Below are 15,454 nucleotides of genomic sequence, written 5' to 3' on the forward strand. Positions count from 1 at the left end.
CAAAGCCCGGACGGAGCCTCCGCCGGGAACCGTATGTCCGGGGAGACACTCCATGAAAATGACCACCGAAGAAGCCTTCGTGAAGGTGCTGCAGCGCCACGGGATCGAGCATGCCTTCGGCATCATCGGATCGGCCTTCATGCCGATTTCCGACCTCTTCCCGCAGGCGGGCATCATGTTCTGGGATTGCGCGCACGAAGGGTCGGGCGGGATGATGGCGGACGGGTACACCCGCGCGTCGGGCAAGATGTCGATGATGATCGCGCAGAACGGCCCGGGCATCACCAATTTCGTCACCGCCGTGAAGACCGCCTACTGGAACCACACACCGCTGCTGCTGGTGACGCCGCAGGCGGCGAACAAGACCATCGGGCAGGGCGGTTTCCAGGAAGTGGAGCAGATGGCGCTGTTCCGGGACATGGTCGCCTATCAGGAAGAGGTGCGCGATCCTTCCCGCGTGGCCGAGGTGCTGACGCGTGTGATCTCGAAGGCGAAGCAGGCCAGCGCACCGGCGCAGATCAACATGCCGCGCGATTTCTGGACCCAGATCGTCGATATCGAGATCCCGGAACCGATCGAGTTCGAACGCTCTTCGGGTGGAGAGACCTCTGTCGCGGCGGCGGCGGAGCTTCTGTCGAACGCCAAGGCGCCGGTGATCCAGAACGGCGCGGGGGTGGTGCTGTCGAGCGGCGGCATCGCGGCGTCGATGGCGTTGGCGGAGCGGCTCGATGCGCCGGTCTGCGTGGGCTACCAGCACAACGACGCCTTCCCCGGTTCGCACCCGCTGTTCGCCGGGCCGCTCGGCTACAACGGGTCGAAGGCGGGGATGGAACTGATCCGCGAGGCAGACGTGGTGCTTTGCCTCGGCACGCGGCTCAACCCGTTTTCCACCCTGCCGGGCTACGGGATGGAATACTGGCCCAAGGACGCAAAGATCATCCAGGTGGACATCAACCCCGACCGCATCGGCCTGACCAAGAAGGTGTCGGTCGGCATCGTCGGCGATGCCGCCAGAGTCGCGAATGGCATCCTGCGGCAACTGGCGGCGGATGCCGGGGACGAAGGCCGCGATGCCCGCAAGGCGAAGATCGCCGAGACCAAATCGAAGTGGGCGCAGCAGCTTTCGTCGATGGATCACGAGGACGACGATCCGGGCACCACGTGGAACGAGCGCGCCCGCGCGGACAAGCCCGACTGGATGAGCCCGCGCATGGCGTGGCGCGCGATCCAGTCCGCGCTGCCTCAGGACGCGATCATCAGCAGCGATATCGGCAACAACTGCGCCATCGGCAACGCCTACCCGTCCTTCGACGAGGGGCGAAAGTACCTGGCGCCGGGTTTGTTCGGCCCCTGCGGCTATGGCCTGCCCGCGATCATTGGCGCCAAGATCGGCTGCCCTGACGTGCCGGTGGTGGGCTTTGCCGGGGACGGCGCCTTCGGCATCTCGGTCACGGAACTGACGGCCATCGGCCGGAAGGAGTGGCCCGCGATCACCCACATCGTTTTCCGCAACTATCAGTGGGGCGCGGAAAAGCGGAACTCGACGCTCTGGTACGACGACAACTTCGTCGGCACGGAACTGGACGAGCAGGTGAGCTATGCCGGAATCGCGCAGGCCTGCGGGCTGAAGGGCGTGGTTGCGCGCTCCATGGACGAACTCCGCGACGCGCTGACAGAGGCCTGCCGCGCCCAGATGGAAGACGGTGTGACCACGCTGATCGAGGCGATGATCAACCAGGAACTGGGCGAACCCTTCCGCCGCGACGCGATGAAGAAGCCCAATGTCGTCGCCGGTATCGACCCTGCGGACATGCGGCCCCAGCCGGGCCATGGCTGAACGGTCGGAAAGGGCGGCGTGCCTTGGCGGGCCGCCCGTCGTCGAGGGGTGTTTCGCGTCAGCCCATCGCGATGCAAAGCGCGGTGGCGGCGACGATGTCGTCCACGCTGGCGCCACGGCTCAGGTCGCAGACCGGCCTGCGGAAGCCCTGCAGCATCGGCCCGATGGCCTGCGCCCCGGCCAGTTCCTGCGCCAGCTTGTAGGCGATATTGCCCGCGTCGAGCGACGGAAAGATCAGAGTGTTGGCATCGCCCGCGCCCATCCCCTTCGTGGCGGCGATGGCGGCGTTCAGTGCCGCGTCGGCCTGGATCGGTCCGGTGAAACCGGTCTGCCCGGCGGCGGCACGCACGATGTCGACGGATGGCCCCGCGCCGCTGGTGCCAGTGGAAAAGGACAAAAGCGCCACCCGCGCCTCCCCCAGCAGCGCGGTTGCGGACAGGGCAGAGGCCCTTGCGATGGCGGCCAGCCCCCCGGCGTCGGGGGCCACGTTCACGGCGCAGTCGGCAAAGATCATCTCTCGCCCGTCGGGAAAGACCATCAGGAAGAAGCTGGACGGGATCGTCACGCCCTCCGCCAGGCCGATGGCGATGGAGGCCGCCTCGATCACCCGGCGTGTCGGGTTGGCGATACCGGCGACCATGGCCTCTGCCTCACCCGCGGCGACCATGGCGGCGGCCCGGAACAGCGGGCGCGCCAGCATCCGCCGGGCGATCGGCTCTTTCATGCCGCGCGCGCCGGTCAGGGCCGCGACCTGTGCTTCCGTCGCGGTATCGGTCAGCGAGACGGGCATCGCCAGCCCCTCGGCCAGAAGACGCTCGCGGGCAGCGTCTATGCGCGGCTCTCCCGCTTCGGGAAAGACCACACGGGCCTGCCGGGCGCGGGCCGTTTCGAATGCCTGTTCCAGAACCGCCATGCCACCCCCGCCACCGATGCGCGGCAGACTTTGACCGCGCGGCGGGCGAAGATCAACCTGCGGGGGCCAGCGCTGCGCGCCCGCGAACATCGTTCCGGAAGTGGCGCCCGGATCGCCAAACGTGTCCCGCTTTGGCCGAGTTTCGCGGAACTGCGGCCCGGATGCTTGCGGTCCGGCGGAATTGATCTACCAATGATGCAGACGTGCCCCCGGGTCCCCCGAGAAGCGGCACGGTGACAGGGAGGCCGGATGGGAGAGCCACGGGTCGATACAGCGCCGCGTATCTCGGATGAGGTCCGCAAGACGACGTGCTACATGTGCGCCTGCCGCTGCGGGATCAACGTGCACATGAAGTCCGGCAAGGTCGCCTATATCGAAGGCAATCGTGACCACCCGGTGAACAAGGGCGTGCTCTGCGCGAAGGGCAGCGCCGGGATCATGCAGCACAATTCGCCCGCCCGGCTGAGGGCGCCCCTGCGTCGCACAGGCCCGCGCGGTTCGGGCGAATTCGAGGAAATCACCTGGGAAGAGGCACTGGAAACAGCGGTTTCCTGGCTGAAACCCCTGCGCGAGACGGCGCCCGAAAAGCTGGCCTTCTTCACCGGGCGCGACCAGTCGCAAAGCTTCACCGGCTGGTGGGCGCAGCAATACGGCACGCCGAACTTCGCGGCACATGGCGGCTTCTGCTCCGTCAACATGGCGGCGGCGGGCATCTACACCATGGGCGGCGCCTTCTGGGAGTTCGGCTCCCCCGACTGGGAGCACGCGAAGCTCTTCGTGCTGTTCGGCGTGGCCGAGGACCACGACAGCAACCCGATCAAGATGGGGATCGGCAAGCTCAAGGCGCGCGGTGCGAAGATCGTCGGCGTGAACCCGGTGCGCTCCGGCTACAACGCCGTGGCGGACGATTGGGTGGGGATCACGCCGGGCACCGACGGCCTGCTGATCCTCAGCCTCGTGCATTGCCTGTTGAAGGCCGGGCGCATCGACCTCGACTACCTGTCGCGCTTCACCGACGCGCCGGTCCTCCTCGACGGCGACCCGCGGTCCGATACGCATGGCCTGTTTCTGCGCGACGGGGAGGGCAAGCCCCTTGTCGTCGACCGGCTGAGCGGCAAGACGGTGGCCTTCGACACACCCGGCATCCGGCCCGACCTGGCCGGTCACATCCGGCGGGCCGGCGTCAGCCACGGCACGGTCATGTCCCGTCTGGCCGAGACCTACCTGTCCGACAGCTACGCGCCCGAGGCGGTGGCCGACCGCTGCGGCCTGACGCCCGCGCGTATCCGCGCCCTGGCGGCCGAGATCGCCCGCGCCGCCTTCGATGCGCCGGTGGTGCTGGACCGCCCCTGGACCGACTTCCGGGGCGAGCGGCATGCGCAGATGATCGGCCGCCCGGTGGCCTTCCACGCCATGCGCGGCATCTCGGCCCATTCCAACGGATTTCAGACCTGCCGCGCGCTGCACCTCTTGCAGATCCTGATCGGCGCGGTGGAGACGCCAGGCGGCATGCGGTTCAAGCCGCCTTACCCGAAACCCGCCACCGCCCACCCGAAACCGCACGCACAGTCGGTTCCGGGCCAGCCGCTGAACGGCCCGCACCTCGGCTACCCGCAGGGGCCTGCCGACCTCGCGCTTGGGCCGGACGGCAAGGCGCTGAGGATCGACAAGGCCTTCACCTGGGAAAACCCGCTGTCCGCCCACGGGCTGATGCACATGGTGATCTCAAATGCGGTCGCCGGAGACCCGTACAGGATCGACACGCTGTTCCTCTACATGGCGAACATGGCGTGGAACTCCTCCATGAACACGCAAGGCGTGATGGAGATGCTGACCCGCACCGACGACAGCGGCGACTACGTCATCCCGCGCATCATCTACTCCGATGCCTATTCGTCCGAGATGGTGGCCTACGCCGACCTGATCCTGCCCGACACCACCTACCTCGAACGGCACGACTGCATCTCGTTGCTCGACCGCCCCATATCGGAACCCGGCGCCGCCGCCGACGCGATCCGCTGGCCGGTGGTGGAGCCCGACCGCGACGTGCGCGGTTTCCAGTCGGTGCTGCTGGACCTCGGCGCACGGCTGGGCCTGCCGGGCATGGTGGACGACGCGGGCGCGCCGCTTTACGACGATTACGCCGACTACATGGTTAATCACGAACGCAAACCCGGCATCGGCCCGCTCTCCGGCTGGCGCCTGGGCAAAAACGGGCTGCAACACGGGCGAGGCGACCCGAACGGCGGACAACTCGACAGCTACATCGCCAACGGCGGCTTCAACGCCATGCATATCCCGGTGGATGCGCAGTACTTCAAGCCGTGGAACATGGGCTACCAGGACTGGGCGGTGGAACACGGCCTGATGGACGCGCCCACCCCCTACCTCTTCACCCTCTACGCCGAACCCCTGCGTCGCTTCCAGCGCGCCGCCGAGGGCAAGGGCGACGTCCAGCCGCCCGACCACCTGCGCGACCGGATCAGGGACTGCCTGACGCCGCTGCCCGTCTGGTATCCCCCTTTCGACGGCGGCGACACAGCGGACTTCCCGATCCACGCGCTGACCCAGCGGCCCATGGCGATGTACCACTCCTGGGGCAGCCAGAACGCCTGGCTGCGCCAGATCCACGGCCACAACCCGCTCTACCTGCCGACGGCGCTCATGCAGGCACAGGGCCTGCACGACGGCGACTGGGTGCGCGTCACCTCCCCGCACGGAGAGATCACCGTCCCGGTTCTGGAAATGGTCGCGCTGAACCCGAATACGGTCTGGACGTGGAACGCTATCGGCAAGCGCAAGGGGGCCTGGGCGCTGGACCCGGACGCGCCCGAGGCAACGAAGGGCTTCCTGCTCAACCACCTGATCCACGAACTCCTGCCCCCGAAGGGCGACGGCCTGAGATGGTCGAACTCCGACCCGGTCACCGGGCAGGCCGCATGGTTCGACCTGCGCGTCCGCATCGCAAAGGCCACCCCCCCGCAGGAGGCGCGTCCGCAGACCGGCCGGCAGACCAGCCCCGTTCCTCCCTCTCCGGACACCCTCCGCTGGCAGGTCAGGGACTGACCCCATGTTTCTCTGCTTCCCAAATACTCACGGCACAGGCCTGACCACCCCGCGCGTCCGCCCGGCAAGGGCCACGGCCAACCTTCGGGGCGCCCTCAAATGACACAACTGCCCGAACGCACCGACAGGACACTCGGCCTTGTCATCGACCTCGACACCTGTGTCGGCTGCCATGCCTGCGTCGTGGCCTGCAAGGGCTGGAACACGCAAAGCCAGCCCTCGCCGCTCTCGGACACCGACCCATACGGCGCCGATCCCTCTGGTACCTTCCTCAACCGCGTGCACAGCTATGAGGTCACGCCGGAGGCGGGCGCAGCCCAGCTGGTGCACTTCCCGAAAAGCTGCCTGCACTGCGAGGACGCGCCCTGCGTCACCGTCTGCCCCACCGGCGCCAGCTTCAAGCGGACCGAAGACGGCATCGTGCTGGTGAACGAAAGCGACTGCATCGGCTGCGGCCTCTGCGCCTGGGCATGCCCCTACGGCGCGCGCGAGCTGGACGCCGCCGAAGGGGTGATGAAGAAATGCACCCTCTGCGTCGACCGGATCTACAACGAGAACCTGCCCGAGGAGGACCGCGTCCCGGCCTGCGTCCGCACCTGTCCGGCGGGCGCGCGGCATTTCGGAGACCTCTCCGACCCCGACAGCCCCGTCAGCCTGCTGGTGGCAGAGCGCGGCGGGTTCGACCTCATGCCCGAACAGGGCACCAGACCCGTGAACAAGTACCTTCCGCCCCGACCCCGGGACACCTGGGAAGAGGAAACCGACGTGCTGGCCCCGTGGCTCGCGCCGGTGGCGGAGGAGCCGCGCGGCTTCCTCGGCTGGCTCGACCGGGCCCTCGACAAACTCTGAATCATCTGGCGCAACACCCTGTAGGGCGGGGCTTTGCGCCGCCTTCCTCCGAAGGACAAGAATGCATCCGGCCCCGTCTCTCATCGCCTTCACCACGCTGTCCGGCCTGGGCTTCGGCCTGTTGTTCTGGCTGGGCATCGACGCGACGCCGCCCACCGGCTGGGTGGCCTTCGTCTTCTTCGCTATCGCCTTCGTCCTCGCCCTGGGCGGGTTGGGCGCCAGCGCCAAACACCTCGGGCGGCCCGAGCGGGCGCTCAAGGCCTTCACCCAGTGGCGGTCGAGCTGGCTCTCGCGGGAGGCATGGGCCGCCGCCGCGGCGCTGACACTGAGCGGTTTTTACGCGGCCGCGCTGGTGTTCTTCGCGACGCCGGTCCTGCCGCTGGGTTGGCTGGGCGCGCTCATGGCGCTCGTCACTGTGGGATCGACCGCGATGATCTACACCCAGCTTCGGACCGTGCCGCGCTGGCACGATCCGTCGACGCCCGTGGTCTTCCTCCTCTACGCGCTGGCGGGGGGCGCGCTCTTGTCGGGCCGGGTTGTGGCCGCGATCCTCCTGCTCGTCGCCTGCGGTGCAGCCCAGGGCTGGGTGTGGTGGGACGGCGACCGGCGGTTGGCGCGCTCCGGCACGACGCTGGCCAGCGCCACCGGCCTCACCCATGGCACCCCGCGTGCCTTCGAGCCGCCGCACACCGGGTCCAACTACCTCACGCGCGAGATGGTCTTTGTCGTGGGGCGCAAGCACGCGGCGAAACTGCGGGTCATCGCCGCAACGCTTGCTTTTATCCTGCCGGTCCTGCTGCTGCTCCTGCCGTTCCACCACCTGTTTGCGCTTGTTGCAGTGGTGTCCCATGTGGCAGGGGTGGTGGTGGCCCGCTGGTTGTTCTTTGCCGAAGCCGAACACGTCGTGGGCCTCTACTACGGACGCGCGCCGTCCGGTTGAACGGGAGCGTCCGATCCATGCCATTCCTGCCGGGTTTCGATGAGCGGTGGCGCGATGCGCCGGATTTCATCGACGGCACCCTGCGCGAGATCTGGACCGACCGGCGGCTCGACCGCATCGCGCGGGTCTATGCCGAAGACGCCGTCGTGCACACCGCCCCGGGCCTGCTGCGGGGGCGCGCCGCGATCTTGGCCGAGGCGCAGGGGCGTCTGGCCGCCATGCCCGACATCGCCTTCTTCCCCGAGGAGACCATCTGGACACAGTCGGGGTACAAGTCGGTTCAGGCGTCGCGGCGGCTTTGGTGCCGGGCGACGCATGACGGTCCCGGCCCCTACGGCGCGCCGACAGGGCGCGACATCAGCCATCGCGTGATGACCGACCTCTGGTGCCGCAGCAACGAGATCGGCGAGGAGTGGCGCGTTGCCGACACGCTCGCCATTCTGAACGCCCTGGGAGAGGCGCCGGAAGACTGGGCGCGCGGGACCGTGGCCGCGCAGAGCGGGCCGGACCGCTGTGCGCCGCCTCTGTCGCCTGAAACGGACACGCCGCCGCGCTTCGACGGAAAGGGCAATACGTCGCCTTGGGGCCAGACATTGGCGGACATCCTGACGCGCGTGATGGCGGGCGAGATCGCGGTCCTCTCCCGCCAGTTCGATCCGGCGGCCGAAGTGATCTACCCCGGCGGTCAGCCCGACAGCGGCCCGGAGGCGGCGGCACGGTTCTGGAGCGGTCTGCGCGCCTCGCTCCCCTCCGCACTGTTCGCGGTGCAGAGCGCCATGGGCGAGGATGACGCCCCCGCCAGCCCGCGCGCCGCGGTGCGCTGGACTTTGAACGGGCGGCACGACGGCTGGGGTCTGTTCGGCGCGCCGAGCGGCGCCGAACTGCTGGTCATGGGCATGACCCACGCGGAATTCGGGCCGGACGGCCTGCGCCGCGAATGGACTCTGGTGGATGTGCCGGCGGTCTGGCTGCAGATCGTCCTCGCGCGCGGAGACGGCTGAGGGGGGGCGGAGAATCTCCGCCCTACGTAATGTCGCGCCCGTGGTATCAGGGGCAGCCACGTCCACACGGGCCGGACAGGGCGCCCGGTTCGGACGCCCCGCGAAGACTCGCCCTATTTCGAGCTGAACATGCCCCGCATCCGGTGGCTGCCCTGGTCCAGCCGGTCTCCGGCTTCTTCCAGCATCGGATCGACGCGGCTGCGCCAGAACCGCTTCCACCGCACCCGGATCGCCCAGTAGATCGCCGCCAGCAGCACGAGAATGACGATGGCTGTCCAGGGGATGATCGTGACGTCCGGCCCCGCCACCTGTTTCAGGCCGACTGCGTTCGGGAAGATCGTCAGGAACTCGTTCCGCCAGCCATAGTGCCGCACCGCCACCCAGCGCGGGTTGTCGGCGGTGGATTTCAGGTCGGCCGCCTCAGCTTGCAGGTTCGAGGTGTCGAACTTGAAATAGGGCGGCCAACCCCAGCCGGTGTCCTCGTTGCGATAGACGATGATTTCGCCGTCGTCTTTCCGGGTCTGGATGAAGAACACGTCGCGGTTGGGCAGCGTTCCGTTCGTACCGGTGTCCGCCTGCGCCCAGAACAGGCTGTTCTCGCCCGGATCGACGCGCTTTTCATAGGTGTCGGTGATCCGCACCACATCGTGCTGCGGCAGCGTGTAATGCAGGAAGGCCGCGACCAGCAGCCAGAACAGCGCGATGAACGTCCATTTCACGTATTTCATGGCGGAGCGGACCTTTCAGTGGAAATTCGTAAGATAGATGATCGCGGTGACGGCGCACATAGGCAATATGTAGACCAGTACGATCAGAGTTCGATGGCGGGCACGGTCCCAGCGCGTGGTTTCGGCATCGAGATAGGCGTGAAGGGACATCTCGTCGGGGTTGGCCTTCCACTCCTCAAGGATCAGGCGGCGGCGGCGGGCACGCAGGCTGAGCCACAGCACGACATAAGCGGCCGAGCAGATCACGAACGCGAGGATGAAGAAGCGCCCGAAGGCCAGCATCGCAGTCTCCCTTTGTTCATGACCTGATACGGCCAGCGTGGAAAATCAACGACAAACAGCGCCCGCGCGAAGGTGCGGCGCAGGTGTCACGTATTGGATTCAGCGCGATCCTATTCTTTCCGGACCCTGCATCAGTCCGAAGCGGGCAGCGATTCTGCGCGTTGGTCCGCTCGCACTCTCCTTGCGCATGTGCAGGTTTCAACAAGGAGGACTTGCGAAATGGAAACCGATTCCACATTCCCGGTGCGTCTGCTCGCCTACATTTTCGAGGAGACGGGGCGCTTCGAACAGGTCATGCTGACGGGTTTTGCCGCCTTCGTGGTCGTTGTGCTGGCGGCGGTCCTGATCCTCAGGGAGCTCAGGCACTTGCGGATCCGGTGGAAGTAGCCGCCCTACCAGACGTTGGTGCGCCAGCGGCGCGGGGCGGTGACCGACACCAGCAACAGGATCGGTCCCCAGACCAGCCCCGCCTGGACCCCAAGTAGAAGGAAGTGCAGCACACCGCCCGTCTGGCCGATCAGGCGTGCGGCTGCCGGGGTCTCCAGCAGGTAGAGCACGGCAAACAGGCAGGCCGACAGCCCCACCAGCGCCACCGCCGAAACCAGCGCCGTGGCCGCGATGCCGGGGACGGTTTCCGGCATCAGCCGCTCCAACCCGCGGGTGACGAAGACGGCGAGCGCGATGAGGATCGCCGTGGGGATCAGGAGACCGGTTATCATGTCTCGGAAGATGGCCCCGCCGCGCCCCGAAGGCAACGGGCCGGGGGTTGCGGCGGCGCTGGTGCAGCGTCAAAGTGTCGGCATTGTTTCGAACCCGAGGAGATTTCCATGACCCGATTGACCGCAGGCACCTTGCTTGCCCCCGCTTTTGCCGCCTTGTCCCTGATGGCCCTGCCGGCGCAGGCCGACGAGGTGACCGACCTTCTCGATTCGGCGCGCGAGGCGTATGACGCCGGGGACATCCAGTTCGCGCTCGACGACCTTGAGATGGCCCGGCAGCGGCTGGTCGAGATGAAGACCGCGTCTCTCGGCGCCTTCCTGCCCGACGCGCCCGAAGGCTGGACGCGCGAGGTGAATACCGAGATGAACGCCGGCCTTGCCATGATGGGGGGCGGTGTCGGCGCCGAGGCGCGCTACATGTCGCAGGACGGCGAGGAACTGAAGCTGACCCTGATGGCGGACAACCCGATGGTCGCCAGCATGTCCGCGATGATCTCCAACGCCGGCGCCATGGGGATGAAGACCGAACGCATCGGCCGCCAGCGCTTTGCGGTGCAGGACGGGCAGATGATGGCGCTGGTCGGCAACCGGGTGCTGGTGCAGGCCGAGGGCGATCTGGAAACCGCACGCGGGCTGCTCGACACGATGGACTTCGGGGGCATGGCTGCCTTCGGCCAGTGATCGGCCAGTGATCCGCCGCTACAGGGACGGGCGGCCTTTGCCGCTGCCCGTCTGTCCGCGCGGACCGGACGCCACCGGGCCGCGCAAGGTGTAGGGTGCAGATTCTGCACCCTCGCCAGACCTCAACCGACCACGTTGAAATCGGGACCGTAGGGATAGCCGGTGATGTTCTCGTTGCCGTCCCCGGTGATGACAAGGATGTCGTGCTCGCGGTAACCGCCCGCGCCGGGCTGACCTTCGGGGATGGTCAGCATCGGCTCCATTGAGATCACCATGCCCGGTTCCAGCACCGTGTCGATGTCCTCGCGCAGTTCCAGCCCGGCCTCGCGCCCGTAGTAGTGCGACAGCACCCCGAAGGAGTGGCCGTAGCCGAAGGTGCGGTATTGCAGCAGGTCTCGCTCGGCGAAAAAGTCGTTGATCTTCAGCGTGATATCCGCGCAGGAGGCGCCGGGTTTCAGCAGCGACATGCCGTATTCATGGGCGGCGACGTTGGCCTCCCAGATCTTCAGCGCCGCCGGATCGACCTCGCCCACGAACAGCGTGCGTTCCAGCGCGGTGTAGTAGCCCGAGATCATCGGGAAGCAGTTCAGCGACAGGATGTCCCCGCGCTGCAACTGGCGGGCGGTCACCGGGTTGTGCGCGCCGTCTGTGTTGATGCCCGACTGGAACCAGACCCAGGTGTCGCGGTACTCCGCGTCCGGGAAGCGCGCGGCGATTTCCAGTTCCATTGCGTCGCGGCCCGCCATGGCCACGTCGATCTCTCGGATACCGGGGCGGATCGCGTCGTGGATGGCATAGCCACCCACGTCCGCCACGGCGGCACCGGCGCGGATCAGCTCGATCTCGGCGGCGGACTTCATCATGCGCTGGCGCATCGTGGCGGGTGCGATATCGGCAGAGGTGGAAGGCTTGAGGAAGCTGTCCATCAGCCCCTTGGAGGCCAGCGTCATGTGGTCGGCCTCGTAGCCGATGGCCTTGCCCTCGCCGGTTACCGACAGGATCGCGCGCCAGTAGTTGTTCCGCTCCCAGTCGGTGTAGGTGATGTTGTCGCCATGGCAGCGCCGCCACGGCTGGCCCGCGTCGATGCCCGCGCTGATCGTCACGCTTTCGGTCTGGGTCACGACAAGGCCATAGGGGCGCCCGAACGAGCAGTAAAGGAACCCCGAGTAGTAGGCGATGTTGTGCATCGAGGTCAGCACGGCGGCGTCAAGCCCGGCATCCCTCAGGATCGCGCGCAGCCCGGCGAGGCGGGCGTCGTATTCGGCGGGTGCGAAGGGCAGGACGCGGTCGCCCTGATGGAAGCGGTAGCTTTGTGGGCGGCTCTGGGTTGGCTTTTCGAGGGTCGTGATGGTCATTCCGTGTCTCCTGTCGCGCGGCGGGCCTTCCCCTGCCGCGCTGGCAAACGAAGGTCCCGGCGTACAGGACGGAATCGGGGATGTGTTCGGCGACGCCATCGCCTCCCCTGAGGATGTTCTGCGCCATGCGGGCATGGTCTGGCAAGAGGTGTGTGGCGGGGTCAGCCGCCGACCGGCCAGCCGCCGCGCCTCAGAGCCTCCAGAATGCGCGTTTCCGCATCCGGGCGGCTGTCGTCGATGGCGTGATCGCGGAAGAACCACCATAGGTAGGCGGCAAAGTCTGGCGCCATGTCGGGCGCCTGCCGGATCGCGGCCTCGGCACCGAGGTCATGGACCTTTGCGGCGATGTGGTGGAAGTCGATCTTCCCGAACAGCACGGCGGGCTTTTCCAGGAAGTATCCCGCCGCAGCGACGGAGGAGTTTTGAGTCGCCACGTAGTCGCAGGCGAGCAGCAGCGCCGCCGTGCCGCCGAGGCTGACGGTTAGGCGGGGGACCCGGCGTTGCAACGCGTCGAGCGCGTCGGTCTCCGCCGCGCTGTAGCGTTCCTTCGGGTGTAGGGTCGCATGCACGCGACGGGCGGGATCGTGCGCCAGCACCGCCTCCAGCATGGCCAGCGGCGACATGCTCTGGAAACTGCGGTGCTCCTGCAGGCGGCCCTGCAGCGGGACCAGCACCATGCCCTCCCGCGTGATCCGCGCATCGGCAAAGTGACGGGCGCGCATGTTGCGCAGAAAGCGCGCGGCCTTCTGCGGGTTCACCGTGTCAGGGTCGAACTCTGCCCGCGCCACAGGCCAGGTCCAGCGTTCGGCGCTGCGTTCGATATGCCAGAAAGGGGCGAAGTAGGTGCGCCGGAAGGTCAGGCCGCGCGGGTTCGGTGGCTCGATCATCCGCACCAGCGCGTAGCCGGGGCGGTCGCGGGCGGCGGCCAGTTCCTCCGGGCTGTCGTCATGCAGGTGCACGTCCCAGCCACGGGCTTCCAGCAGGTCGCGCAAGGTCGACAGGAACGGCAGCCGCCCGGCCAGCAGACGCGCGCGCAGGGCCGGGTAGAGGTAGAACCGCGCGACCTTCGGTTCAGGCACCGCCCGGTTCCAGCCAAAGCTTGTAGAGCAGGGTGACACCGTCCATCCGGGCCTTCTTAAGTTTTGCCAGAAAGACGCGGTAGGCCAGCTTCGGATCGCGGTGGTCGGTCCAGTTGTAGCCGTCGCGGTCGTTGCCGAGGATTTCCCAGCCGATGTCGCTGGGCGGTTCGCGGAACATCCGGGCGGCGGCTTCCATCAGCGCGACACCCTCGCCGCGCTTCAGCCCGTAGCGGGCCAGTTCGTCGGCCTGCGCGGCAGGCAGCCATGGCGCGCCGTCGCCGGTGTGGGCGGCGGCGAACCATGCGGGCAGGTCGACGACAACATCGCCATCGTCGACCAGCAGATCGAAGCGTTCCGGACTTATACGCTTAGGCAAACGTATTTCATCTCCAGGTAGTCCTCGATCCCGTGGTGGGAGCCTTCGCGGCCAAGGCCGGACTGCTTGACGCCACCGAAGGGCGCGACCTCGGTCGAGATGATTCCGGTGTTCACGCCGACGATGCCGTATTCCAGCGCTTCGGCCACCTTGTACACGCGGCTCAGGTCCTTGGCGTAGAAGTAGGACGCAAGGCCGAAGATGGTGTCGTTCGCCATCTCGATCACGTCGTCCACGTCGTCGAACTTGAAGAGCGGCGCCAGCGGCCCGAAGGTTTCATCGGTGGCGACCTGCATGTCCTGCGTGACGCCGGTCAGGATGGTCGGCGGCAGGAAGTGGCCTTCGCCGCTCAGCGGCTTGCCGTCGCCATAGACCACCTTCGCCCCCTTGGAGGTCGCGTCGCTGATGTGCTCCTGCACCTTGTCGATGGCATCGGAGTTGATCAGCGGGCCAAGGTCCGTGCCGTCTTCCAGGCCGTCGCCGACCTTCAGCTTGGCCGTGGCGGCCTGCAGCTTTTCGGCGAAGGCGTCATAGACACCCGACTGCACGTAGATCCGGTTCGCGCACACGCAGGTCTGGCCGTTGTTGCGGAACTTGCACATGATCGCGCCCTGTACGGCGGCGTCGAGGTCGGCGTCGTCGAACACGATGAACGGCGCGTTGCCGCCCAGCTCCATCGAGCACTTCATCACCTGGTCTGCGGCCTGGCGCAGCAGGATGCGGCCCACCTCGGTCGAGCCGGTGAAGGTCAGCTTGCGGACTTTCGGGTTCTCGCAGAACTCCTTGCCGATCTCCGACGAGGACGACGATGTCACGACGTTGAACACGCCCGCGGGCACGCCGGCGCGTTCAGCCAGCACCGCCAGCGCGATGGCCGACAGCGGCGTTTCCTTGGCCGGGCGCGCGACGAAGGCGCAGCCCGCCGCCAGCGCCGGACCGGCCTTGCGGGTGATCATCGCCGAAGGGAAGTTCCACGGCGTGATGGAGGCGGCGACACCGATCGGCTGCTTCATCACCATGATGCGCTTGTCGCGCTGGTGGCCGGGGATGGTCTCGCCGTAGATACGCTTGGCCTCTTCGCCGAAGAACTCGATGAACCCGGCGGCATAGGCGATCTCGCCCTTGGCTTCGGCCAGCGGCTTGCCCTGCTCGGCGGTCATGATGATGCCGAGATCGTTCTGGTTCTCCACCATCAGGTCGAACCACTTGCGCAGGACGGCGGCCCGTTCCTTGCCGGTCCACGTCGCCCAGTCCTTCTGGGCGGTGTAGGCTGCGTCGATGGCCTTGGCCACCTGATCGCGGCTCAGGTCGCAGACCTCGGCGATGACATCGCCACGGGCCGGGTTGGTGACGGAAAACGTCTTGTCGCCGGTGATCCACGCGCCGTCGACGTAGGCGCGGGTCTCCAGCAGGGTTGGATCCTTGAGCAGGCTTTTGAGATCGGTCGTCTGGTCGAGCATGGTTTCCTCTCCGCTTTTATGCGTTAGGGTGCACACCTAGTGCGCACCGTACGCAAGTGTAATCGGGCTGTCCGTCCGTCGAACGGGACAGGACTTGCCCCTCTCTACTCCTTTCGCCCGGCGGGTTGAAACGGCATTTGCAGCGGTATGGCAAGGAACGGCAGGAAC

General features: G+C 67.2%; 15 protein-coding genes. 7 read left to right on the forward strand and 8 right to left on the reverse strand.

Annotated elements, in window-relative coordinates:
* Window positions 1–52 precede the first annotated feature (52 nt).
* Window positions 53–1,837 carry a sulfoacetaldehyde acetyltransferase gene (xsc, locus tag ABFK29_RS02520; protein WP_005862676.1) on the forward strand — a complete coding sequence of 595 codons (1,785 nt, stop codon included), beginning with the start codon at window positions 53–55 and terminating at the stop codon, window positions 1,835–1,837.
* Window positions 1,838–1,895: 58 nt separating this feature from the next.
* On the opposite strand, the gene ABFK29_RS02525 is transcribed toward xsc, so the two are convergent.
* Window positions 1,896–2,750 carry a phosphate acyltransferase gene (locus ABFK29_RS02525; protein ID WP_040605051.1) on the reverse strand — a complete coding sequence of 285 codons (855 nt, stop codon included), beginning with the start codon at window positions 2,748–2,750 and terminating at the stop codon, window positions 1,896–1,898.
* Window positions 2,751–2,999: 249 nt separating this feature from the next.
* On the opposite strand from ABFK29_RS02525, the gene ABFK29_RS02530 reads away from it, so the two are divergent.
* From ABFK29_RS02530 to ABFK29_RS02545, 4 genes are all read left to right on the forward strand, one after another.
* The gene (locus tag ABFK29_RS02530) at window positions 3,000–5,816 is read left to right on the forward strand and encodes a molybdopterin oxidoreductase family protein (protein WP_040605036.1); all 2,817 of its coding nucleotides are present in this window, start codon (window positions 3,000–3,002) and stop codon (window positions 5,814–5,816) included.
* A gap of 99 nt (window positions 5,817–5,915) precedes the next feature.
* Window positions 5,916–6,665 carry a 4Fe-4S dicluster domain-containing protein gene (locus tag ABFK29_RS02535; RefSeq protein ID WP_005862681.1) on the forward strand — a complete coding sequence of 250 codons (750 nt, stop codon included), beginning with the start codon at window positions 5,916–5,918 and terminating at the stop codon, window positions 6,663–6,665.
* 61 nt (window positions 6,666–6,726) lie between these two features.
* Window positions 6,727–7,605 carry a dimethyl sulfoxide reductase anchor subunit family protein gene (locus ABFK29_RS02540; RefSeq protein ID WP_005862683.1) on the forward strand — a complete coding sequence of 293 codons (879 nt, stop codon included), beginning with the start codon at window positions 6,727–6,729 and terminating at the stop codon, window positions 7,603–7,605.
* A gap of 17 nt (window positions 7,606–7,622) precedes the next feature.
* Window positions 7,623–8,606, forward strand: a complete 984-nt coding sequence (locus tag ABFK29_RS02545) for an ester cyclase (RefSeq protein ID WP_005862685.1) — start codon at window positions 7,623–7,625, stop codon at window positions 8,604–8,606.
* Between the two features lie 113 nt (window positions 8,607–8,719).
* Here the strand turns inward: ABFK29_RS02545 and ABFK29_RS02550 are convergent, their stop codons facing one another.
* Both ABFK29_RS02550 and ABFK29_RS02555 read right to left on the reverse strand, forming a co-directional pair.
* Window positions 8,720–9,334: a DUF1523 family protein gene (locus ABFK29_RS02550; protein WP_005862687.1), complete on the reverse strand. Its 615-nt coding sequence runs from the start codon at window positions 9,332–9,334 to the stop codon at window positions 8,720–8,722.
* Between the two features lie 15 nt (window positions 9,335–9,349).
* Window positions 9,350–9,616: a hypothetical protein gene (locus tag ABFK29_RS02555; protein ID WP_005862689.1), complete on the reverse strand. Its 267-nt coding sequence runs from the start codon at window positions 9,614–9,616 to the stop codon at window positions 9,350–9,352.
* 219 nt (window positions 9,617–9,835) lie between these two features.
* On the opposite strand from ABFK29_RS02555, the gene ABFK29_RS02560 reads away from it, so the two are divergent.
* Window positions 9,836–10,003, forward strand: a complete 168-nt coding sequence (locus ABFK29_RS02560; protein WP_005862691.1) for a hypothetical protein — start codon at window positions 9,836–9,838, stop codon at window positions 10,001–10,003.
* 5 nt (window positions 10,004–10,008) lie between these two features.
* Here ABFK29_RS02560 and ABFK29_RS02565 read toward each other — a convergent pair whose 3' ends face one another.
* Window positions 10,009–10,335, reverse strand: coding sequence for a hypothetical protein (locus ABFK29_RS02565; RefSeq protein ID WP_005862692.1), 327 nt, complete (start codon window positions 10,333–10,335; stop codon window positions 10,009–10,011).
* Window positions 10,336–10,443: 108 nt separating this feature from the next.
* Between ABFK29_RS02565 and ABFK29_RS02570 the strand changes: the two genes are divergently transcribed.
* A complete protein-coding gene (locus ABFK29_RS02570; protein WP_040605037.1) occupies window positions 10,444–11,016 on the forward strand; it encodes a hypothetical protein in 573 nt (190 codons plus the stop codon).
* 122 nt (window positions 11,017–11,138) lie between these two features.
* Here the strand turns inward: ABFK29_RS02570 and ABFK29_RS02575 are convergent, their stop codons facing one another.
* The 4 genes from ABFK29_RS02575 to ABFK29_RS02590 all read right to left on the reverse strand — a co-directional run bounded on the left by ABFK29_RS02575 (window position 11,139) and on the right by ABFK29_RS02590 (window position 15,286).
* Window positions 11,139–12,371, reverse strand: coding sequence for an aminopeptidase P family protein (locus tag ABFK29_RS02575; protein WP_005862696.1), 1,233 nt, complete (start codon window positions 12,369–12,371; stop codon window positions 11,139–11,141).
* Between the two features lie 161 nt (window positions 12,372–12,532).
* On the reverse strand, window positions 12,533–13,450 hold the full coding sequence (locus tag ABFK29_RS02580; protein ID WP_005862698.1) for a hypothetical protein: 918 nt from the start codon (window positions 13,448–13,450) through the stop codon (window positions 12,533–12,535).
* Window positions 13,443–13,826 carry a hypothetical protein gene (locus ABFK29_RS02585; RefSeq protein WP_005862701.1) on the reverse strand — a complete coding sequence of 128 codons (384 nt, stop codon included), beginning with the start codon at window positions 13,824–13,826 and terminating at the stop codon, window positions 13,443–13,445. Before ABFK29_RS02585 ends, ABFK29_RS02580 begins: the two co-directional genes overlap by 8 nt.
* Window positions 13,811–15,286, reverse strand: a complete 1,476-nt coding sequence (locus ABFK29_RS02590) for an NAD-dependent succinate-semialdehyde dehydrogenase (protein ID WP_005862703.1) — start codon at window positions 15,284–15,286, stop codon at window positions 13,811–13,813. The genes ABFK29_RS02585 and ABFK29_RS02590 overlap by 16 nt, the downstream gene beginning before the upstream one ends.
* Window positions 15,287–15,454 lie beyond the last annotated feature (168 nt).

The sequence above is a fragment of the Sagittula stellata E-37 genome (genome assembly GCF_039724765.1).
Lineage (GTDB): Bacteria > Pseudomonadota > Alphaproteobacteria > Rhodobacterales > Rhodobacteraceae > Sagittula > Sagittula stellata.

Bases quoted from the DNA above. Each gene is read 5' to 3' on its own strand.
- ABFK29_RS02565 (WP_005862692.1), bottom strand. From the start codon at position 10,335: ATGATAACCGGTCTCCTGATCCCCACGGCGATCCTCATCGCGCTCGCC.
- ABFK29_RS02570 (WP_040605037.1), top strand. From the start codon at position 10,444: ATGACCCGATTGACCGCAGGCACCTTGCTTGCCCCCGCTTTTGCCGCC.
- ABFK29_RS02550 (WP_005862687.1), bottom strand. From the start codon at position 9,334: ATGAAATACGTGAAATGGACGTTCATCGCGCTGTTCTGGCTGCTGGTC.
- xsc (WP_005862676.1), top strand. From the start codon at position 53: ATGAAAATGACCACCGAAGAAGCCTTCGTGAAGGTGCTGCAGCGCCAC.
- ABFK29_RS02530 (WP_040605036.1), top strand. From the start codon at position 3,000: ATGGGAGAGCCACGGGTCGATACAGCGCCGCGTATCTCGGATGAGGTC.
- ABFK29_RS02555 (WP_005862689.1), bottom strand. From the start codon at position 9,616: ATGCTGGCCTTCGGGCGCTTCTTCATCCTCGCGTTCGTGATCTGCTCG.
- ABFK29_RS02525 (WP_040605051.1), bottom strand. From the start codon at position 2,750: ATGGCGGTTCTGGAACAGGCATTCGAAACGGCCCGCGCCCGGCAGGCC.
- ABFK29_RS02540 (WP_005862683.1), top strand. From the start codon at position 6,727: ATGCATCCGGCCCCGTCTCTCATCGCCTTCACCACGCTGTCCGGCCTG.
- ABFK29_RS02560 (WP_005862691.1), top strand. From the start codon at position 9,836: ATGGAAACCGATTCCACATTCCCGGTGCGTCTGCTCGCCTACATTTTC.
- ABFK29_RS02545 (WP_005862685.1), top strand. From the start codon at position 7,623: ATGCCATTCCTGCCGGGTTTCGATGAGCGGTGGCGCGATGCGCCGGAT.
- ABFK29_RS02590 (WP_005862703.1), bottom strand. From the start codon at position 15,286: ATGCTCGACCAGACGACCGATCTCAAAAGCCTGCTCAAGGATCCAACC.
- ABFK29_RS02575 (WP_005862696.1), bottom strand. From the start codon at position 12,371: ATGACCATCACGACCCTCGAAAAGCCAACCCAGAGCCGCCCACAAAGC.
- ABFK29_RS02535 (WP_005862681.1), top strand. From the start codon at position 5,916: ATGACACAACTGCCCGAACGCACCGACAGGACACTCGGCCTTGTCATC.